We start from the raw sequence: 22,025 nt of genomic DNA, 5'->3' as shown, positions 1-22,025 counted from the left end.
TTCCGAGTATTGCGGTGAGGTCCGGTGCGGACGGATGCGTCCGCGACCGGTCAGGGATGTGCGGGGTCGGTGTCGGTGACGACGCGGGCGCCCGGGACCGGGCCGGAGGCGACGCGCACCGTGCGGCACACCCCGGCTCCCGCCAGTTCCGCGCTCACCGTGACCGCGGCGTGCTGGTCCTCGACGAGGAACGCGCAGGTGGGCCCGGAGCCGGAGACGATCCCGGCGAGGGCCCCGGCCTCGATGCCGGCGCGGAGGGTGCGTCGCAGCGTGGGGTCGAGCGACAGCGCGGCGGCCTGCAGGTCGTTGCCGAGCAGGGGCGCGAGTTCGTGGGCGTCGCCGGAACCCAGCGCGGACAGCACCGCGTCGGCGTCGCCGACCCGCTGCGGTCTGCCCTCGGCGCGGAGCCGGTCGAGTTCACGGAACACGACGGGCGTGGACAGTCCACCCTTCGACAGGGCGAGCACCCAGTGGAAGGTGCCGCGCGTGAGCACCGGCACGAGCTTCTCGCCGCGACCGGTGCCGATGGCCGTCCCGCCGTGGAGACAGAAGGGCACGTCGCTGCCCAGCTCGGCGGCGAGCTCGGCGAGGTCGTCGCGGGTGGCGCCGAGGCCCCACAGGGCGTCGAGGGCGACGAGGGTCGCCGCGGCGTCGGCGCTGCCACCGGCCATGCCACCAGCGACGGGGATGCCCTTGTCGATGGTGATCGCCACGTCGGGCCTGCGGGCGGCGCGTTCGGCCATCAGCTCGGCGGCCCGCCAGGCCAGGTTCGTCGAGTCGGTGGGCACCACGTCGGCACCCGTACCCCGGACGTGGACGGCGAGCTGTTCCGCCGGGACCACCGACACCTCGTCGTACAGCGACAGCGCCTGGAAGACGGTGTGCAGGTCGTGGTAGCCGTCGGGACGGAGGTCACCGACCGCGAGATGCAGGTTGACCTTGGACGGGACCCGCACGGTCACGGGGGTCGGAACGACGGAAAGCACGATTGACAAGCTTACTCGCGGCAGCCGGTCCGGCTCGATCGCGGCAGCCGGTCCGGCTCGATCGCGGCAGCCGGTCCGGCTCGATCGCGGCAGCCGGTCCGGCTCGATCGCGGCAGCCGGTCCGGCTCGATCGCGGCAGCCGGTCCGGCTCGATCGCGGCAGCCGGTCCGGCTCGATGGCGGCAGCCGGTCGAACGACTCCGTGCGGAGGGTGGAATGCGGGGGTGAATTCGGTGCGGACCCGGAGTGGATCGCCGGAAGGCTTCCTCCCGGTCCGGTTAGCGTGCGTCCCATGAGCGAAAGCGTCGTGCCCCCGCCCTCCCCCACGGCCCTGTCCGTGGACATCCTCAACTTCCGTGATCTCGGCGGTTACGCCACCCGCTACGGTGCCGTGGTGCGCAGCGGCGCGGTGTTCCGCTCGACGGATCTCGGCCGCATCCGCGACGAGGCCGTGCAGGCCCTGGGGCAGCTCGGACTCGGCACGGTGGCGGACCTGCGGACCGCGTCGGAGCGGGAGGCCCTGCCGGACCGGGTTCCGCCGGGGGTGAAGGAACTGCCCCTGGACGTGTTCGCGGACCGGGGCGTGGGTGATCTCGCCGCGCAGCTGGGCTCGCTCGCCGCGCACATGCAGGACCTGCTGACCGACGCCTCGTTCGCGAAGCGTGTGCTGGGTGACGGCCGCGGCGCCGAGTATCTGCGGCGCAGCTACCACGATCTGGTGACGTTGCCGAGCGCGCACACCTCCTACCGGACGTTGATGCGCACCCTGATCGACGACGATCGCCCCCTGCTGTTCCACTGCACCACCGGCAAGGACCGCACGGGCTGGGCCGCCGCGATCGTCCTGTTCACCCTCGGCGCGGACGAGGACACGGTGTTCGAGGACTACCTGCGCACCAACGACATGCTGCTGCCGGCGCTCGAGCCGCTGTTCGAGCCCATCGTGAAGCAGGGTGTCGACCGCGCCGACCTCGAGGCGGTGCTCGGTGTGCGGCGCGAGTACCTGCAGACCGCCCTGGACACGATGCGCGACGTGTACGGCTCGTTCGACCGCTATCTGTCCGAGGTCCTCCTCGTGACGGACGCGGAGCGGGAGTCCCTGCGGGAGCGTCTGCTCGACTGATCGACCCACGAACGCCGATCGGGCCGGCACCCCGTGAGGGTGCCGGCCCGATCGATGAGAAGCCTGTGTCAGCCGATGACGGTGACGCCGGTGGCCTGCGGGCCCTTCTGGCCCTGGCCGATCTCGAAGCTCACGCGCTGGTTCTCCTCGAGGGTGCGGAAGCCGCGGCCCTGGATCTCGGAGAAGTGCACGAAGACGTCAGCGGATCCGTCGGACGGAGCGATGAAGCCGAAGCCCTTTTCGCCGTTGAACCACTTCACGATACCTTCAGCCATGTTGCTGATCCTTCACTTGCAGGCGGGATGCTCGTAGGCGTCCCGTCTCGTCGGGAAACTGTCTGCTTCCCGGGTCTGTCACTTCACGGCTGAGACGATTCCATCGTGGCTATCGCATCCGCTCGCAACCAGAAATGTGCGAGGGGTAAACCACGAACACACTACCTAACGACCGAGAACCACTTAACCACATCGGTCACCCACCCGCCAGGGCAGGTGATGCAGATCACTCCGTGGTGGCCAGGCGTACGAACGCTGCGGCGTCGAGTTTCTCACCGCGCGTCGACGGCTCGATACCGGCCGCGAGCAGCCGTCGTTCGGCCTCGGCGGGCGAACCGGCCCATCCGGCGAGCGCGGCGCGCAGCGTCTTGCGGCGCTGCGCGAAGGCCGCGTCGACGACGGTGAACACGCGGGCGCGTGTCGCCTCGTCGGTGGGCCAGGGCGGTTCGGCGTAGCGGTCGATGCGGACCAGGCCGGATTCGACCTGCGGCACGGGCCAGAACACCGCGCGCCCCACCGCACCGGCGCGCCGGACGTCGCCGAAGAAGCGCGCCTTGACGCTGGGTACGCCGTAGATCTTCCCGCCCGGTTCGGCAGCGAGCCGGTCGGCGACCTCCGACTGGACCATCACGAGAGCCGTTCGCAGGCTGGGGAATTCGGAGAACAGGTGCAACAGGACGGGCACCGCGACGTTGTACGGTAGGTTCGCCACGAGCGCGGTCGGCGTGGCGGGCAGGTCGCGCGGGAGCACCTTCATCGCGTCCATGTGCACGACGTCGAGCCGGTCGGCGAGCTCGGGCGCCCGGTCGTGCACCGTCGACGGAAGACGCTGCGCGAGAACGGGATCGAGCTCCACCGCGACCACGCGGTCGACGACGTCGAGCAACGCGAGGGTGAGCGAGCCGAGGCCGGGACCGACCTCGAGCACCACGTCGTCGCGGCCGACGCCGGCGACGTTCACGATGCGGCGCACCGTGTTCGCGTCGTGCACGAAGTTCTGTCCGAGCTGCTTGGTGGGACGCACCCCGAACTCCTCCGCGAGGGCGCGGACCTCGGCGGGGCCGAGCAGCGCGGCGCGGCCGCGCGGAGAAGCCGGGGTGGTGTCGGGTTCGTCTGCTGGCACGAGGTGAACCTAGCGCACCGCTGCCCGGACGGTGGCGGGCAGAGCGCTACCCGTCACCGCAGGCCGAGCTTGCTGGTGCACGCCGGCCAGGCACCCCAACCCTGGGCGGCCTGGACCTTCTCCGCGATCGCGATCTGCTGCTCGCGGGTCGCCAGGTCGGCGCGCGGGGCGTACTGGGTGCCCCCGAAACCGGCCCAGGTCTGCTGCGTGAACTGCAGACCGCCGTAGAAGCCGTTGCCGGTGTTGATGGCCCAGTTGCCGGTGGCCTCGCACTGCGCGAGGGCGTCCCAGGTGGAGGCGCGACCCGAGGCGGGGACGGCGGGCTTGGCCTTGGTGCCCACCCGCACGATCGCCGGCTGCGGCTCGGTGAGGGTCTTCGAGGCGGTCTCGTTGCGTCCGACCTCGACACCGTTGACGGTGTGCACGTCGAAGGTGACGGAGCGCTCGCCGGGGACACCGGGGTTCTCGACGACGGTCTCGCCCTCGAACATGCTCGGATCGTCCACGCGGTTCTCCGGCGGGGCGATCGGCTGGTTCTCGGTGCGGGATTCGACGCGGTCGCGGGTGACGACGATCTCGACGCCGTCGGTGAGCGGGGCGTCGAGGGCCGGGGTGACGCTGTCGGCCTGTTCGAGCGCGGCGTTCTGCGCCTTCAGGAACTCGCCGACGGTGGGTGCGGCGACCCGCACGTCGACGGCGGGAGCGCCGTTGTCGACGAAGCGCACGTTCTTGGGATTGACGACCTCGAGGTCGGCGCCCTCGAGGGGCAGCCGGTGCGAACGCGAGGCCGAGACGTAGACGTCGTCGGAGAGACGGAACTGGTCGAGGGCCTCGTCGACGGTCAGCGCGGTGGTCCACACCGTGCGCTCCTCACCGTCCACGCTGAGCCGCACCTCGCGGGCTTGGCGCAGCACGATGGTGTCGCCGTCGGAGACCGAGGAGTCGACGGCGGGGGCGACGAGATCGTGCTCGTCGACGGTGTACCCCGCGGCGGCGAGGATGTCCCCGACATTGGAGCTCATGGTGCCGAAGGAACGCTGTTCACCGTCGACGTCGAGCACGAGATCCTTGTGCTGCACGACCGCGGTGGCACCGCCCGCACCGACGGTGACGAGCATGGCGGCGACGACGGAGTAGAACACCGGCGATTTGGCGCGATTGATCTTGGTGAAAGGTGACACGACATTTCCAGACTGTGGACAACTTCGATCACAGCACGGTAACGAGATGAAATTGTTCGTGCAACTTCAGTGCCATTAGCTGCTCTCTTTCAGATCTCTGTCAGATCACGACGCGGGTAGCGAATATCACGGAGAGTGATTTTCGCAAGCCTCACGAACTGACCGGTCGGCGCAATTCAAGATCGGAATTACATTATTGGAATTCACTCCGGAGCGGCCGGTCACTGCCTACACTCCGATGTGATGAGCGACCCTTCCCGCCCCTGCTGTGCACCGACTCGCCCGGACCCCGATCCGGCCGGCCCGCACACCCCGGCCACGCATCCGGCACCGGCTCACACGGGCGCGGTGACGCCTCCCCGGATGGTGGAACTGCCCCCGGACGGCTCACCGAGAGCGGAGTTCCTCATGGGCACCGACGACCCCGTCGCGGATCCCGCCGACGGCGAGGGACCGGTACGGCCGGTGACCGTGGCCCGCTTCGCCATCTCGGCCACGGCCGTGACCAACACCGAGTTCGCCCGGTTCGTCGAGGAGACCGGGCACGTGACGACGGCGGAACGGTTCGGCGACTCGCTCGTCTTCGCGGGCCGGCTCACCACGGACCGGCCGCACCTGGTGGTCGCGGCGGCACCGTGGTGGCGCGTCGTGCCCGGGGCGTCCTGGCGGCACCCCGAGGGGCCAAGCTCCGATCTCGAAGGCAGGGACGACCATCCGGTCGTGCACGTCTCCCACCTCGACGCGCTCGCCTACTGCGCGTGGGCCGGGGGCCGACTACCGACGGAGGAGGAATGGGAGTTCGCCGCCCGGGGCGGGCTGGTGCAGCGCCGGTTCCCGTGGGGTGACGAGTTCGAACCAGGAGGCGAACCGGCGATGAACGTCTTCCGTGGGTCGTTCCCCTACGGGCCGACGGCCCCGGTGGGAACGGTGCCGGTGGATGCCTTCGCCCCCAACGGGTTCGGTCTGTTCAACACGACCGGGAACGTGTGGGAGTGGACGTCGAGTCCCTTCTCCCCCGACGACTCCCGTCCGGTGCTGCGCGGCGGGTCGTATCTGTGCCACGAGTCCTACTGCCACCGCTACCGAACCTCCGCGCGCATCGCCAACACCCCCGACACGTCGACGGGGCACAGCGGGTTCCGGATGGCCTTCGGCTGATCAGTTCCCGGACGAACCGCTCGCGGATCCGCTCGGAACCGGTGGGAACTGCGGAATCGGCACCGACGGCATGGTTCCCGTCCGTGCCATCACGTCCATGAGTACGGCGTGCATCGCGGCGACCTGCACGGGATCGAAGTTCGCGAAGTCGAGCGGGTTGGCGCGGTTTCGTGTCTCGAGCGGATCGTCGTGCAAGTCGTAGAGTTCGAACTGCGGCAGTTCCCGGCCAGAGGGATCGAAGTACATCGCGTACTTCCAGCGGTCCTGCCGGACCGCGCGGATGTGGTTGGGCTGCTCGACCGTCGTCTGCCCGTTGGGTGCCGCGGCGTTCTCGTCGTCGAAGGTGAACAGGACGACGTCCTGCACCTGGCCGGAGGACCCTCCGGCGGAGGCACTTTCGATCACCGGCGTCAGGTCGACGCCCTTGAACGTCCACGCGGACCGGTCGGGCACGTCGGCGAGGGTCGCCAGGGTGGGCACGACATCGATGAGCGAGGCGAGCGCGTCGGTGCTCACCGGGCGGGGGAACATCACCGGATTGCTCACCACGAGAGGAACGTTCAGCGTCTCCTCGTAGGCGTTGAAGGCCTTCTGCCGGAGTCCGCCGTGCGACAGTCCCATCTCGCCGTGGTCGGAGACACGGAAAACGATCGTGTCCTCGCGCATGCCCGAAACCGATTCCAGCGCATCGAGAACGGTGCCGATGTGCTGGTCGACGACCTTGTGCATGTAGGCGTAGAGGTTGACGTACCGGCGGGCCTCCGCGGGCCCGACGAGCGGCCCGAGCGCACCGGCGAGCAGCAGCTGCAGCTGGGCCTGCGCGGTGGGTTTGCCGTTGCGGAGCAGTTCCTCGCCGTAGGTGGGCGGCAGGTCGATCCCCTGCTCGAACGCCTCGGGGACGAACGCGCCGTAGTTGTTGCAGTCGCCGTCGACCTGATCCCAGGTCTTCGGATACGAGAGGATGTCGTGGGGATTGGCGAACGACACCACGAGCGCGAAGGGGTTGTCGTCGTTCGGATCCCGTGAGCGCAGGTAGTCGGCGGCGTCGGCGGCGATCTTCCGGTCGCGGTCGGCGCAACCGCCACCGAAGTTCTCCGGCGAGGTGTCCTGCCCGGCCTCGGGGGGTTGCCAGCCGTCGAATCCGAAGCGCGCGATGTCCTCCGGCGACGGGTCGCCACCGTCGGCGCCCTTGCTCATGTGCCACTTGCCCCGGTACTGGACGTCGTACCCGGCGGAGCGCAGCATCTTCGCCATGTTCTGGGTGTCCGGCGAGAGCACCGGTTCGGTGGGCGAGAGCGTGCCCCCCTCGGTGAGGGTGCTCACCACACCGTGCTGGGCCGGGTAGAGACCGGTGAAGAGCGTGCTGCGGCTGGGCGAACACATCGCGGCGTTGCAGAACGACCGGGTGAACGTGAGTCCCGTGTCGGCCAGGCGCTGACGGTTGGGCAGGTTGGTGCGGGCCCAGTCGGCGGGCCAGTGCATCGGCTGCCGTTCCTGGTCGGTGATGACGATCAGGATGTTGGGGCGCCGCGGGATCCGTGTCTGCGCCGAGGAGGGACGGGCTCCGACCAGCCCCGCCGCGAGGAGGGCACCGGCGCCGAGGAGGAAGGTCCGCCGGTCGAGGTTCCAGGTGTTGTCACGCCGCGGAACGGCTTGCTGCACGGTCATATCCGGTCCTGTCGACGCGTTCCGTGGGAGCAGATTCGCGCCCGAGCGTAACAGGACGACCCTCTCGTCGAGGGCACTTCGGACGAACCGAGTATCGCGGGCGATGCTCGAATCGCCCGCGGTACCCGGCTTCCCCGTGTCAGGCGTTCTGCAGGAAGGGCACCTTGGGTGCAAGGAACCGGTCGACGCTGAAGGCACCCGCACCGACCGCCGCGAGCAGCAGCGCGCCCGCACCGAGTGCGGCGACGAGCTCGAAGCCGCCGTCGGAGACGTAGATGCCGTTGTCCACGTGCACGATGAAGAAGGCACCGGCCATGACCAGGAACAGCAGGACCCCGAAGATCGGCACGAGCACGCCCAGGATGAGGGCGATCCCGCCGAGCGTCTCGACCCAGGTGGCGACGAAGGCCGAGATCGCCGGGGCGGGCACGCCCATGCCCTCGAAGCCGGCCTTGGTGCCGTCGTAGCCCCAGACCGTGAGCTTCTGCAGGCCGTGGGCCAGGAAGATGACGCCGAGGACGAGTCGTGCGATCAGGATGCCGATGTCGCGAACGAGAGAGGTCTTCACAACGAGCCTTTCGTGACGGAGGCGAAAAGCCCCGCATGGTTGAAGCGACAACCAAGCTAGCAAGAGATGGTTGTAGCTTCAACCACCTATCCCACGGGGCTCGGACGGATTCCGGCGTAGGCCTCGCCGAGCAGGCGGCGGACCCCCACCTGTGTCACCTCCCTCGGATTCGGATACGCCTTCTCGGTGGCCAGCCGCGCCGCCTCGTCGAGATCCCGCTCCGCCATGCCGAGTTCCTCGAGCGTGGTGGGACCCCCGGCGGCCGCGACGAGGTCGTAGACCCCGGCCGGGGCCGAGTCGGTACCGAGCGCCTCGGCGATCCGCTTCATCACGTGCGGCACCGACGGTTCGTTGAAGGCCATGACGTGGGGCAGCAGCACGGTGTGGGTGGCGGCGTGCGGCAGGTCGAAGGACCCGCCCAGCACGTGACAGAGCTTGTGGTGCAGACCCATTCCGGCCGAGGCCAGGCAGGTCCCCGCCAGCCACGCCGCGAGCAGCAGGTCGGACCGGCCCTCGGGATCCACCGAGTCCGCGCCCAGAGCGGGCAGGCCCCGGCCGATCGCGGAGATCGCCTCGAGCGCCAGGGTGTCGACGATGGGATTGGCGTCCTCGGCGTAGAGCGACTCGACCGCGTGCGCCATCGCGTTGATCGCACTGGTGAGGGCCATCGGGATGGGCATGCTCGCGGTGAACTCGACGTCGTAGATCACCGTCTCCGGCAGGATGTCCGGCGACGACCGGGTGGTCTTCACCCCGTCCTCGGTCTCCCCCAGCACCGGGGTCACCTCGGAGCCGGCATAGGTGGTCGGCAGGATCACCTGATCGATCCCCGTGCGCACGGCCAGCGCCTTCGCCAGCCCGGTCGTCGAGCCGCCGCCCACGGCGACGACCGCGTCGACCCCGTGCTCCTCGACCTGCCGCAACGCCCGTTCGGTGACCTCCACCGGGGTGTGGATCACCGCGCCGTCGAAACGGGCGACCTGCAGCGCGCCGAGCGTGCGCTCGACGAGCTCGGCCTGGGGACGGACGTGTTCCCCGCCGAGCAACAGGACCCGGGACCGTCCGAGACGACGCACTTCGTCTGCGACTCGCGCGGCGGTGCCGGGACCGAAGATCACACGTACCGGATGGGAGGTGTAGACGAAGGAGTGCATGCCCGTATTGTCACGGCGCCCGGGCACCCCCGCGTCGGCTTCACGAAAGTCCGTACACCCGTTCCGCGTTCGCGGTGGTCGCGGCGGCCAGTTCCTCGGGATCCTCCCCGCGCAGCTCGGCGAGCGCCCGCACCGTGTACGGCAGGCAGTACGACTCGTTCGGCGCGCCCCGGAAGGGGTGCGGCGTGAGGAACGGCGCGTCGGTCTCCACGAGCACCAGCTCGCGCGGCACCAGCGGCGCCGCCTCGTGCAGGGCCTTGGCGTTCTTGAAGCTCACCGTGCCGGAGAAGCTCAGCAGGTAGCCGGCGTCGACGCAGCGGCGGGCCATGTCGGCGTCCGAGGAGAAGCAGTGGAAGATCACCGTCTCCGGGGCACCCTCGTCGTGCAGCACCCGCAGCAGCTCGGCGTCGGCCTCGCGGTTGTGGATCATCAGCGGCTTGCCGAGTCGCTTGGCGAGGTCGATGTGCCAGCGGAAACCCTCCTCCTGTTCCGCCGGCTCGGCGCAACCGTCGAGCTTGCCGGGCCAGTACAGGTCGAGGCCGGTCTCCCCCACCGCGACGCAGCGCGGGTCGGCGGCGAGCGTCTCGATCTCGGCGCGGGTGGCGTCGTCGAGGACGTTCGCGCGGGTGGGGTGGATAGCGACGGCCGCGTAGATGCGGTCGTCCCAGTGCGCGGCCCGCACGGCGAACCGCGCCGCCTCGAGATCGTCGGCGACGGTGACCACCCGGCCGACGCCGACGGCGGCCGCCCGGTCGACGATCGCGGCGGTCGTTGCGGGGTCCGTCGCGCCGCACGCGTCGAGGTGCGTGTGGGCGTCGACGAGGGGGGTCAACGGCTGCGGGGCTTCGGGGGCGGGACGGGCTGCGCTCACGCCCTATAAACTACTGTCCACCATGACTGCGCCTGATTCCTCCCGCCCGGCTGTCGGCGATCCCACCCGCCCGCCGTTCTACGTCACCACCGCGATCGCGTACCCGAACGGCGTCCCGCACATCGGGCACGCCTACGAGTACATCTCGACCGACGCGATCGCGCGGTTCAAGCGACTCGACGGCTTCGACGTGCGCTTCCTGACCGGTACCGACGAGCACGGTCTGAAGATGCAGCAGACCGCCGCGAAGGAAGGGATCCCGGTCACCGAGCTGGCGTCCCGCAACTCGGACGTGTTCCAGGCCATGGACAAGGCGCTGAACATCTCCTACGACCGGTTCATCCGGACGACGGACGCGGACCACATCGAGGCGAGCAAGGCGATTTGGCAGCGCATGGTGGATGCGGGCGACATCTACCTCGACACCTATGCGGGCTGGTACTCGGTCCGCGACGAGGCGTTCTACACCGACGGCGAGACCACGCTGCTCGAGGACGGCTCGCGCATCGCCACCGAGACCGGCACCCCGGTGGAGTGGACCGAGGAGTCGACCTACTTCTTCCGGCTGTCCGCCTACCAGGACAGGCTGCTGAAGCTCTACGAGGAGCATCCGGACTTCATCGCTCCGGCGACCCGCCGCAACGAGATCGTCAGCTTCGTCTCGGGCGGCCTGAAGGATCTGTCGATCTCCCGCACCACCTTCGACTGGGGTGTGCCCGTCCCGGATCACCCGGATCACGTCATGTACGTGTGGGTCGACGCGCTGACCAACTACCTGACCGGCGCCGGCTTCCCCGACACCGGGTCGGAGTCCTACCGCCGCTACTGGCCCGCCGACCTGCACATCATCGGCAAGGACATCACGCGCTTCCACACCGTCTACTGGCCGGCCTTCCTCATGTCGGCGGGTCTCGAGCTGCCCAAGCGCGTGTTCGTGCACGGCTTCCTGTTCAACAAGGGCGAGAAGATGTCGAAGTCGGTCGGCAACGTCGTCGACCCGCTCGAGATGGTGGAGCGCTACGGCCTCGACCAGCTGCGTTTCTTCCTGCTCCGGGAGATCTCCTACGGCCAGGACGGCAGCTACAGTCACGAGGGCATCGTCACCCGTATCAACGCCGATCTCGCCAACGACCTGGGCAACCTCGCACAGCGGTCGCTGACGATGGTCGCGAAGAATCTCGAGGGCACGGTGCCGACGCCGGGCGAGTTCACCGCCGACGACGAGGCCCTGCTCGCCCAGGCAGACGCGCTGCTCGAGAAGGTGCGCGCCGAGTTCGACGCGCAGGCGCTGCACCTCGGTCTCGAGGCGATCTGGCACGTACTGGGCGAGACCAACCGCTACTTCTCGGCGCAGCAGCCGTGGGTGCTCCGCAAGACCGACCCGGACCGTATGGCGACCGTCCTGTACGTGACGCTCGAGGTCGTGCGGATCGTGGGCCTGCTGGTCCAGCCGGTGATGCCGGATGCCGGTGCGAAGATCCTCGACCTGCTCGGCCAGGCGCCGGAGGCGCGGCAGTTCGACTCCGTCGGCACCCGCCTCGCACCGGGCACGAAGCTGCCGGCGCCCTCGCCGGTGTTCCCGCGCTACGTAGACGAGGACTGAGCGAGACTTGACAGGGGAATGCGCCCGACCAGCGCGTTCCCCTGTCATGATCGAAACCTGTCGGTGCCCTCCGCCACACTTCGCGCATGCGGAGCGATAGAACATACTTTCGAACAGAGGGTCTGAGCGAGCACACCCTGCTCACCGAACTCGCCGACGCCTACGAGCGCGGCTGGCAACCCGTCGATCTCGTGCACATCACGGCGCGCTCCGGCGACGCCTCCGACGTCGCCCTCGCGGCCACCGCAGTGTTGTTCGACGCCCGCGTCGGCCGGGCCGCCGAGCGGGCCCCCACCGACTGGACGCGGCAACTCGACGAGATCGGCCGTCAGCGCCCGCACCTCGTCCGTGCCGCCGCGTTCCCCGATCTCGCCGAGGGCCTGCGGCACGCCTGCCCGCACGTCACCCGCTACCAGGTCGAAGGGGTCGCCTTCACCTGGAAGTACCTGCCCTCCTTCGCGCTCCTCACCCCACCGCCCTCGCAGTGGCCCTCGAACCGGCGGGCGGCCGGCGAGTCCGCTCCCGCACCCGACCCCCGCCTCCTCGGGCGTATCCGCGCCCTGCTGTCGAAGGCCGAGTCCACCGATTTTCCCGAGGAGGCCGAGGCCCTCACCGCCAAGGCTCAGGAGCTGGTGTCCCGGCATGCGGTGGGAGCGGCCCTGCTCACGGCCCCCACCTCCGGCACCGGCCCGGTGGCCGGACGACGCCTGCACCTCGACGGCACCTACATCAAGGAGAAGGTGCTGCTGCTGACGGCCATCGGCGACGCCAACCGCGTCCGCACGGTGTGGTTCACCCGTGTGCAGATCGCCACGATCGTCGGGGCCGTCACCGACCTGCAGCAGGTCGAGATGCTGTTCGCCTCGCTGCTCGTGCAGGCCACCCGGGCGGTGCAGGCCGCCGGTACCGCCGGTCGCCGGGGCGCATCCGCCACATCCTTCCGCCGCGCGTTCCTCACCGGCTACGCCCATCGCATCGGCGAGCGGCTGCGCGAGGCCGACGTCCGGGCCACCGCCGAGGCTGCCGCCGACGCACACGTCCCCATGACCGCGCTCGCGCCGATCCTGGCCCGCCGCTCCGACGCCGTCGACACCGAATTCCGCCGCCTGTTCCCCGTCACCCGCGACTCACGCAGCCGCGGCGTCGACGCCGACGGTTTCCATGCCGGTCGCGACGCCGCCGACGCAGCCTCCCTCGGCCCGGAGCGGAGATCCGTCCCACATTGATCCGCGCGCACTGTCACAGTCACACGCCCGCCGGTGTCCTATGGGCGACAACCGAAGGACGAGACGAAGGGCGGCAGTGATGACTACGCGATTCCATGTGGTGGTGGTCGGAGCCGGCTACGCCGGTGTGACGGCAGCGAACCGGCTGCTCGCAACCCACCCCGAGGTCGACGTCACGGTGGTCAACCCCCGGCCGGTGTTCGTGGAGCGGGTCCGCCTGCACCAGGTGGCCGCCGGTTCGGGGACGGCCACACACGAACTGACCGAGCTCCTGCATCCCCGCGCCGTGCTGCAGGTCGGTACGGCCGTGCAGGTCGCACCGCACACCGTCACCCTCGCCGACGGCACCGAACTGCGGTGCGACGCGGTGGTCTACGCGGTGGGCAGCGGACCGGGCACGAGCTCGATCCCCGGCCGGGAGAAGGCCCGGCCGGTCTCCGATCTGGAGTCCGCGACGGCCCTGCACGAGGCGCTGCTCACCGCCGAGGCCCCGGCCCCGGTCGTGGTGATCGGCGGTGGGCTCACCGGTCTCGAGACCGCGACCGAACTGGCCGAGGCGTGGCCCCGGCACCGGATCACCCTCGTCGGCGACCCGGGCGCCGAACTGCCCGAGACCAGCCGCCGCTACGTCCGGCGCACGCTCGACGGGATGGACGTGGAGGTCCGCACCGGTGTGAAGGCCGTCCGGATCACCGACGACTCCGTCCTGCTCGACGACGGCACCGAACTCCCCGCGGCGATCGCGGTGTGGACGGCGGGTTTCTCGGTACCCGAACTGGCCCGGCGCAGCGGCCTGCCCGTCGACGCCGACGGCCGCCTGCGGCTGCGCTCCACCCTGCAGGTCGTCGACGGCACACCGATCGTCGGAGTGGGCGACGCCGTGCGCATCGAGGGCAACGACCACGTCCGGATGAGCTGCCAGGCCGCGATGCCCCTCGGTGCCCACGGCGCCGACACCGTGTGGGATCTGCTGCAGGGCCGCGCACCGGCACCCTTGTCGCTCGGATTCGTCGCCCGCTGCATCTCGCTCGGCCGCGACCGGGGCGTCGTGCAACTGTCCGGTCGCGACGACGTTCCCGTGCGCTGGGGGCTGCGCGGCCGTCTCGCCGCCCCTGTCAAGGAAGCGGTGGTCCGTGGGACCATCCGGTCCATGCGACTGCAGGCGCGCGGTGTCCCCGTCCCGACGCGACGGGGCCCGGCCCCCGAAGCGTCCCGGCAGGAGGCCGGCGTGTCGTGAACACCGACGAAGTCTTCACCGAGCACCGCGGCCTGCTGTTCTCGATCGCCTACGAGATCACGGGCAGCGTCGCCGACAGCGAGGACGTGCTGCAGGAGAGCTACATCCGCTGGGCGCGCGCCGACACCGCCGAGGTCGCCGATCCGCGCGCCTACGCGGCGCAGATCGTCACCCGGCAGGCGCTGAACTCGCTGCGGTCGGCGCAGCGGCGGCGGGAGGAGTACGTCGGTCCGTGGCTGCCGGAACCGCTGCTCACCTCCCCCGATGCCGCGCAGGAGGTCGAACTCGCCGAGTCGGTGTCCACCGCGATGCTGCTCGTGCTCGAGACGCTCAAGCCGGTCGAGCGGGTGGTCTTCGTGATGCGGGAGGTCTTCGGGTTCGACTACGACCGGATCGCCGAGACCGTCGACCGCAGCGAGAGCGCGGTCCGGCAGATCGCCCACCGTGCCCGCGAACACGTGCGGTCGCGGCAGCGGCGGTTCGAGCCCCTCGGCGACGAGACCGCCCGGGTGGTGGAGGCATTTCTCGTCGCGGCGACCACCGGCGACCTCGACGGGCTGCTCACCCTCCTCGATCCCGACGTGGTGTACCTGGCGGACGGTGGCGGCAAGGTCACCGCGGCCCGGGTGCCGGTGACGGGTGCCGCGCGGGTGGCGCGCCTGTTCCTCGGATTGGTGCGGCATCCGCTGCCTGACATGACCCTCGAGATCGCCTCGGTGAACGCGATGCCGGGCATCCTCGTGTACTCCGCGGGTGTGCTCGACCTGGTGCTGCAGCTCGAGATCGACGAGGGCCGGGTCACCGGTGTCTACGTGGTGCGCAATCCCGACAAACTGACACACCTCGGGGCGCGCACCGGAAACGGGGAGCCGTCGTGACAAGCTGACGCCATGCGGATGGAACGTCTCGGCCGCGGCGGCACCCCGGATCGTGTCCTCACAGCGCTCGCCGACCGTGCCCGCCGGCTCGGCATCCCGGCCCCGGCGGCACTGTCCGGCGACTGGTTCTCCTCCTCCGCGATCCTCGTCCCCTCCCTCGAGGCCGGCGCGGTCGCACCGGAGGAGGCGTTCGCCGAAGGGATGGTGCCCGCCACCCGCCCGGACGGCGGGCCGCTCGTCGGCGGCGGCCGCGTCGGGTTCGTCGCGTATCCCGACCGGGCCCCGCAGCAGCCGGCGTTGCCTGTCGCGGCGAGCGGCTGGACCGACACCGTGCTGCGCCTCGACCACACCGGCTGCTGGTGGTACGAAACCCTCGGCGACGAGCCGTGTCCCGACGAGCTCTCCGTCGCCGTCACCGCTCCCGCGGCACCTGCCGGCGGCTGGCACATCGACTGGACCGCCCCGGACCGCGAGGTGCACCGCCACGGCGTGCAGCAGTGCCTCGAGGCGATCCGCGCCGGCGAGGTCTACCAGGCGTGCGTGTGCACCCGGTTCACCGGTGTCTGGGACGGCGACCCGCTGGCGTTCTTCGCCGACGGCATCGCCCGCACCGCCCCGGCCCGCGCCGTCTACCTGCAAGGACCGTGGGGTGCGGTCGCGTCGTTGTCCCCGGAGCTGTTCGTCTCGCTGCACGGCGACACGCTGCGGTCGAGCCCGATCAAGGGCACCCTGCCGCTGACCGCCGACCCCGCTGCTCTGCGCGCCTCGGTCAAGGACGTCGCCGAGAACGTCATGATCGTGGACCTGGTGCGCAACGACCTGAGCCGGGTCGCCGAGACCGGGACGGTCACCGTCGAGGAGCTGCTCGCGGTGCGGCCCGCACCCGGGGTGTGGCATCTCGTGTCCACCGTCGCGGCCACCCGCCGGCCGGACGCGACCGTCGCCGACCTGCTCGAAGCCGCCTTCCCGCCCGCCTCGGTGACGGGTTGCCCGAAGCTGCGGGCCCGCGACCTGCTGATGCGGTGGGAGCCGGCGCCGCGCGGGGTGTACTGCGGCACCGTCGGCATGACGAGCCCGCTCGCCGGCACCGAACTGAACGTCGCGATCCGCACCGTCGAGTTCGGGTACGGGCCCGACGGGTCGCGGGTGTGCGCGCTCGGCGTCGGTGGGGGCATCACGATCGACTCCGATCCCGACGCCGAATGGCAGGAATGCCTGGACAAGGCTGCGAGCATCCTCGCGCTCAGCACACCTCGCGAGCCGGCGGAGGAAGCTCGAAGCGGTCGAGCACGTCCTCGAGACGTGCCGACGTCGACCGGCAGATCCTGCTGACGACCGCATCCGCGTCGAGTCCCCAGGTGCGGAGGACCCCGTCGCCGCCGGCACCGACGATGGTGCCGTCCGGGGCGAGCACCACCTGCCAGCGGCCCACGCCGATATCGGTGACCGGTCCCCCCATCTCCCGCATGTCGTCCGGGTCGGAGACGTCCCACAACCGGATGGTGCCGTCGTCGCTGCCGCTCACCGCGCGGGTGGCGGTGCGGTCGATCGACACCGAGTAGACGGTGCCGCTGTGGCCCTCGAGGGCCGTCGGGCGGAGGGTGAAGTTCCCGGCGTCGTCGCGGTCCCAGACCCGGACGACGTGATCGTCCCCGCCTGTCACGAGCACGTCGCCGTCCTTGCCGAAGGCAGCGCCGTTGACCCCTCCGGTGTGCCCGTCCGCGACGTCCACCCGCTTCGGCTGCCGCGGGTCGGTGATGTCCCAGGCGTAGATGTCGCTGTCGGCGCTCGTGACGACGAGGCTGCGACCGTCGGGGCTGATCGTCGCCACCCGCACCAGGTTCCGCGGGCCCTCGAGCGGATCGCCCCAGGGCACGGGATGGGCGGGGTCGGCGATGTCCCACAACTGCACGGAGAAGTCGTCGGAGCCGGTCACCAGGGTCGTGCCGTCGGGTCCGAAGCCCAGCGCCGACGTGAAGCGGGTGCCCAGCGCGACGGGTTCGCCGAGCGGTTTCGGCGACGACGGGTCGCGCACGTCCCACAGCTGGACGCTGCCGCCGGAGGTCGGGGCGGTGGCCAGCACGGTTCCGGAGGGCGACAGCGCGCACACGTAGGCGCCGCCGAGCGGACGCGGCAGTTCGATGCCGCCGGCCCGGGTCCAGTCGCCGTCGGCGCCGACCCGCCACAGGCTGATGTCGGGGCCGTAGCTGCCGGTCGCGACGAGGTCTCCGGCGCGGCTGATCGCGGGCCGGGTGAGCGCGGTGTCGGCGACCGCGATGCGGGTGTGCGGCATCGTCCAGATACGGATGTTGGCGTCCTGGCCACCGGTGACGAGCATGCCGCCCTGCGGCCCGACGGTGAGGGTGGGCACGCCGCCGCCGTGGCCGGTCAACGGCGGGCCGAGTTCGTCGAGGGTCCACTCGCCGGGGGTGAGATTCCACAGCTTCACGGTTCCGTCCCACGACGCGCTCGCCAGCGTGGCGCCGTCCGGCAGGAAGGCGATGTTCCAGACTCCGCCGGTGTGCGCGTTCTTCGGTATCCCCACCCGGTGTGCGCGCCGGGGATCGGAGGTGTCGAACAGGTGCAGCACCCCGTCGTCGCTGCTGGCGGCGAGGATCGAACCGTCGCCGTTGAAGGCGACCGAGTGCGCGACGTCCCCGAAACCGGTGAGCGGTTCGCCGAGCGGCACCGGATGCGACGGATCGTGCACGTTCCACAGGCGGACGGTGCGGTCGTCGCTGGAGGTGGCGAGCACGTCGCCGCCCGGGCGGAAGGCGGCGGTGCGCACGCCGCCCTCGTGTCCGGTGATCAGCGTCGTGGGGAACCGGCCGGAGGCGGGATCGGAGGTGTCGACGAGGGCGACGCGCCCGTCGTCGTAGGGCACGGCCAGGACCCGGCCGGTGGGCGAGAACCGCACGTTGTGCACGGCGCCCTCCGCGTAGGCCTGTCGCTCGAGGACGGCCTTCGGCGCGGCCCGGTCGGAGACGTCGAAGATCCACACGCCGCTGTCGGCCGCCCCCACCGCGAGGTAGCGGCCGTCCGGGGTGAACGACACCGAGGCCATGTACTTCGACGACAGCTGCAGCGGCTCCCCGATCGGGGTGGGGTGATCGCCTTCCAGCGACCACAACCGCACGCTGCCGTCGTCGCTGGCCGAGGCGAGGGTCGAACCGTCGGGTGAGACGACGACCCCGTAGATCGGGCCCGTGTGCCCGGTGAGGGTGTAGGCGAGGGGCACGGCCTGGGTCGCGATCAGCCGTGAGTAGGCGATGGGATTGTCGGGCTGTAGGCCCGCGGCGGCCAGCGCGAGGTGCGCGGAGGTCGTGGGGTCGTCGTCCTTGAGCGAGTCCGACAACGCGACGATCTGCTGGAACTGTGCCGTGCTCCGTTCCGTCTCGGCGCGGCTCTTCGCGTCCCAGGCCAGGCCGGACATCACCAGGGCGACGATGGTGGACCCCGCGAGCACCGCGATGACGGCGTGCCGCAGACGGGTCTGGCGGGCGATCTGACGTCGCGAGGCGTCGAGGAAGGCGACCGCGGCGGGGCTGAGGGCCACCAGCCCCCGCGAGGAGGCCGACGTCTCGGCGAGCTGCGGGTTCTGTTCGGCGACGACGTCCATGCGTCCCCGCTGGTAGAGCAGGCCACGATTGCGGCCGCTCTCCAGCCAGGTCTGCGCGTCGGCCTCGATCTGCTGCCGCATCGCGGCGTGGGCGCGGTCCTGCTGGATCCACGACTTCAGCCGCGGCCACGCGTCGATCACCGCGTCGTGGATGAGTTCGACGGTGCCCGCGTCGACCACCAGCACCCGGGCCGACACGAAGTGGTCGAGCACCCGGGCGGCGGCATCGCGGTCGTCGCCGGCGACAGCCAGCAGTTCGTTCAGCGGCCGGGCGATCTTGACGTCGGTGCCGGTCGCGGTGACGTACACCAGGTGCACGAGCATCGCCCGGGCGCGCGCCCGGTCGGCGTCGTCGCCGAGGCTCTCCCAGGCCCGTTCCGCGCTGGCGGCGACCGATCCGCGGACCCCACCGGTCGCGCGGTAGGCGGCGACGGTGAGCGCACCGCCGCTGCGCTTGTCCCACAGCGAGTCGAGCAGGTGCGACAGCAGCGGGAGTTCGGTGCCGCTGATCTCACCGCGGGTCATGCCCGCCAGGTCGTGGAGGATGAGGTCGACGAGACCGGCCTCGAGCCGCGCGCCGACGAGCTTGGCCGGCGCCGTGATGACCTCGACCAGGTCGTCGCGGTCGAGGGGTTGGACCGTCTTGGTGCGGCGTTCCAGAGCCCGGGCCAGTACCGGATAGGCGACGGCCTGGTCGTAGAAGTCCGACCGCATGGTGGCGACGACGAGCGCGGGCGCGTCCTCCTCGTGCCCGGTGGAGGCCGTCTCGAGCAGCGCCAGGAAGCGGGTGCGCTCGGCGGAGTCGGTGCAGTGGGTGAACAGTTCCTCGATCTGGTCGACGACGATCACCAGCAGCGTCGTGGAGGTCCGCTCGCACACCGCGCGCAGGGCGGCGTGCACGGCCTCGTAGTCGGTGGGATCGGAGACCTCGGCCAGCTCGGGCAGGGCGTCGACGAGACGCTTCACGGGATCGGTGCCGGGGGTGATCACCACGGGGTGGCACTCCGTCCCGGAGCACAGCTGCGGGATGAGGCCGGCGCGCACCAGCGAGGACTTGCCGACCCCGGACGCGCCGGTGACGACGACCGGTCCCTGGCCGTGCGAGGCGATCACGACGTCGGTCAGGCTGCGCACGCTCTGGGTGCGTCCGAAGAACAGCCGGGCGTCCTGTTCACCGTAGGAGGCGAGGCCCTTGTAGGGGCGGATACCGGGCGGCACCGTCGGCCCGGCGGTCTTCTCGGCGCGCGGTGAGCCGGTCTGGCCGCGGGCGGCCTTCCACCAGTTCTCCCACTGCTTGAGCGAGTAGAGCCCGGGCACGGGTGGCTCGGAGTTGAGTTCGCGGGCCGCGCGGATGAGCACCACGAGCACGGGGTGCACCGCCTCGAAGGTGGCGGGCAGGCGGTTGCCGCTGCGCCAGTCGCTGACGCGTTGGACGGAGATCGTGCGGTCGCTGCCCACGGACCGGGCGACGGCCGTGGCCTCGGAGACGACCTTCTTCAGGGCGGGCCGGCCGGCCGCGGCGAAGAGCATCCGCAGCTGGTCGGCGAAGAACTGCCGCTGCCCCTGCGCCGACTGCGCCGGCTGTGTCCCCTGCGCCGCTGTGGGGTTGCCGCCGTCGTCCGCCATCCGTTCCGCGCCCCTCGTACTCCTGATCCCAGCGCGGAAACTTCCGCTGCGGAAAAATTCCTCACCCTGTCTGAACAGGGATGATAGCTGTTCCGCTGGGGACGCCGTTTTCCGTCCCACCCGTGGTGGGGAAAAGTGGAGACCACGCAAGGGGCACAACCTTGCAGCGTGAGGCGGGGGCCTTCACGTCGATCAGGGGCTAACGAGGGGTAGTCCCACATCGGCGTGAAGGAACGCCTCGCCATCTCCTCCGGGCTCCCGAATCGGGAGCCCTTCGTCGTCTCGGGACCCGGTTACTTGACCGGTTCGGAACCCCAGCCGTCCTTCACCGCGGCCGGGTTCGTCAGATCCGGATCGCGGTCCAGATAGGCCTTCGTCTCCCGGGCGATCAGACCCGACAGCACCAGCAGACCGATGAGGTTCGGCAGGGCCATGAGCCCGTTCATCACGTCGGAGAAGTTCCAGACCACCTCGAGCTGGGTGGTGGCACCGATGAACACGACCACCACGAACACCGCGCGGTAGGGCACCACGCCGCCGCGGCCCACGAGCCGCTCGATGCACCGCTCGCCGTAGTAGGACCAGCCGAGGATGGTCGAGAAGGCGAAGAAGACCACCGAGACGGCGACGATCCAGTGACCCCAGTCGCCGCCGAGGCCGTCGGCGAAGGCCGCCGACGTCATCGCCGCGCCCTTCTCCCCCGACTCCCAGGCTCCCGTGGAGATGATGACCAGACCCGTGAAGGTCACCACGACGATCGTGTCGATGAAGGTCTGCGTCATCGACACCAGGCCCTGACGGACCGGGTGCGAGGTCTGGGCGGCCGCCGCGGCGATGGCCGCGCTACCCATGCCCGACTCGTTGGAGAAGATGCCGCGCGCCACGCCGTAGCGCAGGGCGATCATGAACACCGAGCCGATGAAGCCGCCGGTCGCGGCGGTGCCGGTGAACGCGTCGGTGAACACCAGCGCGAACGCGCTCGGGATCTCGGTGATGTTGACGGCGAGGACGATGATGCCGGCGCCCACGTAGAGCAGGATCATGGCGGGCACGAAACCGGCAGTGACCTTGCCGATGGACTTGATGCCGCCGAGCAGCACCGCGGCGGCGAGGACCGTCATGATCGCGCCGCTGACCCAGGTCGGCACGCCGAAGGTGTCGTCGAGCTGGGTGGCGACCGTGTTCGCCTGCGTCATGTTGCCGATACCGAAGCTGGCGAGGACCGCGAACACCGCGAACAGCAGGCTCAGCACCAGACCCAGCTTGTTGGGGATCGCGCGGGCCAGGTAGTACTGCGGACCGCCGCTCTGTTCACCCTTGGCGTCGGTGGTGCGGTACTTCACGCCGAGGAAGGCCTCGGAGTACTTGCTGGCCATACCGACCAGGCCGGTGACCCACATCCAGAACAGTGCGCCCGGACCACCGAAGTAGATGGCGGTGGCGACACCGGCGATGTTGCCCACGCCGACGGTCGCGGCCAGCGCAGTGGTCAGCGCCTGGTACTGCGAGATGTCACCTTCGGTGGCACCTTCGTCGTGACGTTGGATCAGGCCCAGCCGCAGCGCAGGGCCCAGCTTGCGGAACTGCAGTCCGCGCAGCCGGACGGTGAGGACCAGACCGGTTCCCAGCAGCAGCGGGATGAGGAGGTAGGGCCCCCACACCACCCCTGCGACCTCGACGAGGAAATCGTTCACCGAGTCCATACGCGTCCTTCCGCTCGATCGCGTGCC

General features: G+C 70.5%; 17 protein-coding genes. 7 read left to right on the top strand and 10 right to left on the bottom strand.

Annotated elements, in window-relative coordinates; all coding sequences use genetic code 11:
- Nucleotides 1-50: 50 nt before the first annotated feature.
- Nucleotides 51-986: a 4-(cytidine 5'-diphospho)-2-C-methyl-D-erythritol kinase gene (locus OED52_RS04720; protein ID WP_264153531.1), complete on the bottom strand. Its 936-nt coding sequence runs from the start codon at nt 984-986 to the stop codon at nt 51-53.
- Nucleotides 987-1,277: 291 nt separating this feature from the next.
- Between OED52_RS04720 and OED52_RS04715 the strand changes: the two genes are divergently transcribed.
- A complete protein-coding gene (locus tag OED52_RS04715; RefSeq protein ID WP_264153530.1) occupies nt 1,278-2,108 on the top strand; it encodes a tyrosine-protein phosphatase in 831 nt (276 codons plus the stop codon).
- A 68-nt stretch (nt 2,109-2,176) separates the two neighbouring features.
- Here the strand turns inward: OED52_RS04715 and OED52_RS04710 are convergent, their stop codons facing one another.
- From OED52_RS04710 to OED52_RS04700, 3 genes are all read right to left on the bottom strand, one after another.
- Nucleotides 2,177-2,383 carry a cold-shock protein gene (locus OED52_RS04710; RefSeq protein ID WP_264153529.1) on the bottom strand — a complete coding sequence of 69 codons (207 nt, stop codon included), beginning with the start codon at nt 2,381-2,383 and terminating at the stop codon, nt 2,177-2,179.
- A gap of 226 nt (nt 2,384-2,609) precedes the next feature.
- Nucleotides 2,610-3,506, bottom strand: a complete 897-nt coding sequence (rsmA, locus tag OED52_RS04705) for a 16S rRNA (adenine(1518)-N(6)/adenine(1519)-N(6))-dimethyltransferase RsmA (RefSeq protein WP_264153528.1) — start codon at nt 3,504-3,506, stop codon at nt 2,610-2,612.
- A gap of 53 nt (nt 3,507-3,559) precedes the next feature.
- The gene (locus tag OED52_RS04700) at nt 3,560-4,687 is read right to left on the bottom strand and encodes a resuscitation-promoting factor (RefSeq protein WP_264153527.1); all 1,128 of its coding nucleotides are present in this window, start codon (nt 4,685-4,687) and stop codon (nt 3,560-3,562) included.
- A gap of 243 nt (nt 4,688-4,930) precedes the next feature.
- Here OED52_RS04700 and OED52_RS04695 point away from each other — a divergent pair, with 243 nt between their 5' ends.
- A complete protein-coding gene (locus tag OED52_RS04695) occupies nt 4,931-5,845 on the top strand; it encodes a formylglycine-generating enzyme family protein (RefSeq protein WP_459565459.1) in 915 nt (304 codons plus the stop codon).
- Here OED52_RS04695 and OED52_RS04690 read toward each other — a convergent pair whose 3' ends face one another.
- From OED52_RS04690 to OED52_RS04675, 4 genes are all read right to left on the bottom strand, one after another.
- Nucleotides 5,846-7,513, bottom strand: a complete 1,668-nt coding sequence (locus tag OED52_RS04690) for a sulfatase-like hydrolase/transferase (RefSeq protein ID WP_264153525.1) — start codon at nt 7,511-7,513, stop codon at nt 5,846-5,848. It abuts the gene before it with no gap.
- 139 nt (nt 7,514-7,652) lie between these two features.
- Entirely contained in the window at nt 7,653-8,081 is a 429-nt protein-coding gene (locus tag OED52_RS04685; RefSeq protein ID WP_264153524.1) for a DoxX family protein, read from the bottom strand.
- An 86-nt stretch (nt 8,082-8,167) separates the two neighbouring features.
- A complete protein-coding gene (locus OED52_RS04680) occupies nt 8,168-9,235 on the bottom strand; it encodes a maleylacetate reductase (RefSeq protein ID WP_264153523.1) in 1,068 nt (355 codons plus the stop codon).
- 40 nt (nt 9,236-9,275) lie between these two features.
- Nucleotides 9,276-10,106, bottom strand: a complete 831-nt coding sequence (locus OED52_RS04675) for a TatD family hydrolase (RefSeq protein ID WP_264153522.1) — start codon at nt 10,104-10,106, stop codon at nt 9,276-9,278.
- Between the two features lie 22 nt (nt 10,107-10,128).
- Here OED52_RS04675 and metG point away from each other — a divergent pair, with 22 nt between their 5' ends.
- The 5 genes from metG (at nt 10,129) to OED52_RS04650 (ending at nt 16,382) form a co-directional block, all read left to right on the top strand.
- Nucleotides 10,129-11,709 carry a methionine--tRNA ligase gene (metG, locus tag OED52_RS04670; RefSeq protein WP_264153521.1) on the top strand — a complete coding sequence of 527 codons (1,581 nt, stop codon included), beginning with the start codon at nt 10,129-10,131 and terminating at the stop codon, nt 11,707-11,709.
- An 86-nt stretch (nt 11,710-11,795) separates the two neighbouring features.
- Nucleotides 11,796-12,935: a DUF2786 domain-containing protein gene (locus OED52_RS04665; RefSeq protein WP_264153520.1), complete on the top strand. Its 1,140-nt coding sequence runs from the start codon at nt 11,796-11,798 to the stop codon at nt 12,933-12,935.
- Between the two features lie 79 nt (nt 12,936-13,014).
- The gene (locus OED52_RS04660; RefSeq protein WP_264153519.1) at nt 13,015-14,172 is read left to right on the top strand and encodes an NAD(P)/FAD-dependent oxidoreductase; all 1,158 of its coding nucleotides are present in this window, start codon (nt 13,015-13,017) and stop codon (nt 14,170-14,172) included.
- Nucleotides 14,169-15,050, top strand: coding sequence for an RNA polymerase sigma-70 factor (locus tag OED52_RS04655; RefSeq protein ID WP_264153518.1), 882 nt, complete (start codon nt 14,169-14,171; stop codon nt 15,048-15,050). Before OED52_RS04660 ends, OED52_RS04655 begins: the two co-directional genes overlap by 4 nt.
- Before the next feature lie 12 nt (nt 15,051-15,062).
- Entirely contained in the window at nt 15,063-16,382 is a 1,320-nt protein-coding gene (locus OED52_RS04650) for an aminodeoxychorismate synthase component I (protein WP_264153517.1), read from the top strand.
- On the opposite strand, the gene OED52_RS04645 is transcribed toward OED52_RS04650, so the two are convergent.
- Both OED52_RS04645 and OED52_RS04640 read right to left on the bottom strand, forming a co-directional pair.
- Nucleotides 16,294-20,295 carry a WD40 repeat domain-containing protein gene (locus OED52_RS04645; protein WP_264153516.1) on the bottom strand — a complete coding sequence of 1,334 codons (4,002 nt, stop codon included), beginning with the start codon at nt 20,293-20,295 and terminating at the stop codon, nt 16,294-16,296. The genes OED52_RS04650 and OED52_RS04645 overlap by 89 nt on opposite strands.
- Before the next feature lie 293 nt (nt 20,296-20,588).
- The gene (locus OED52_RS04640) at nt 20,589-21,998 is read right to left on the bottom strand and encodes an alanine/glycine:cation symporter family protein (protein WP_264153515.1); all 1,410 of its coding nucleotides are present in this window, start codon (nt 21,996-21,998) and stop codon (nt 20,589-20,591) included.
- Nucleotides 21,999-22,025: the final 27 nt, after the last annotated feature.

The organism is Rhodococcus sp. Z13, from assembly GCF_025837095.1.
Classification (GTDB): Bacteria; Actinomycetota; Actinomycetes; order Mycobacteriales; family Mycobacteriaceae; genus Rhodococcus; species Rhodococcus sacchari.
The sequence above is the reverse complement of the archived record's forward strand: the minus strand, read 5'-3'. Positions and strand labels throughout refer to the sequence as shown.

What these genes read in the sequence shown, in the direction of transcription:
- OED52_RS04680 (WP_264153523.1), bottom strand. Translation starts at nt 9,235, where the DNA reads ATGCACTCCTTCGTCTACACCTCCCATCCGGTACGTGTGATCTTCGGT.
- metG (WP_264153521.1), top strand. Translation starts at nt 10,129, where the DNA reads ATGACTGCGCCTGATTCCTCCCGCCCGGCTGTCGGCGATCCCACCCGC.
- OED52_RS04710 (WP_264153529.1), bottom strand. Translation starts at nt 2,383, where the DNA reads ATGGCTGAAGGTATCGTGAAGTGGTTCAACGGCGAAAAGGGCTTCGGC.
- OED52_RS04665 (WP_264153520.1), top strand. Translation starts at nt 11,796, where the DNA reads ATGCGGAGCGATAGAACATACTTTCGAACAGAGGGTCTGAGCGAGCAC.
- OED52_RS04690 (WP_264153525.1), bottom strand. Translation starts at nt 7,513, where the DNA reads ATGACCGTGCAGCAAGCCGTTCCGCGGCGTGACAACACCTGGAACCTC.
- OED52_RS04650 (WP_264153517.1), top strand. Translation starts at nt 15,063, where the DNA reads ATGCGGATGGAACGTCTCGGCCGCGGCGGCACCCCGGATCGTGTCCTC.
- OED52_RS04715 (WP_264153530.1), top strand. Translation starts at nt 1,278, where the DNA reads ATGAGCGAAAGCGTCGTGCCCCCGCCCTCCCCCACGGCCCTGTCCGTG.
- OED52_RS04640 (WP_264153515.1), bottom strand. Translation starts at nt 21,998, where the DNA reads ATGGACTCGGTGAACGATTTCCTCGTCGAGGTCGCAGGGGTGGTGTGG.
- OED52_RS04645 (WP_264153516.1), bottom strand. Translation starts at nt 20,295, where the DNA reads ATGGCGGACGACGGCGGCAACCCCACAGCGGCGCAGGGGACACAGCCG.
- OED52_RS04660 (WP_264153519.1), top strand. Translation starts at nt 13,015, where the DNA reads ATGACTACGCGATTCCATGTGGTGGTGGTCGGAGCCGGCTACGCCGGT.
- OED52_RS04695 (WP_459565459.1), top strand. Translation starts at nt 4,931, where the DNA reads ATGAGCGACCCTTCCCGCCCCTGCTGTGCACCGACTCGCCCGGACCCC.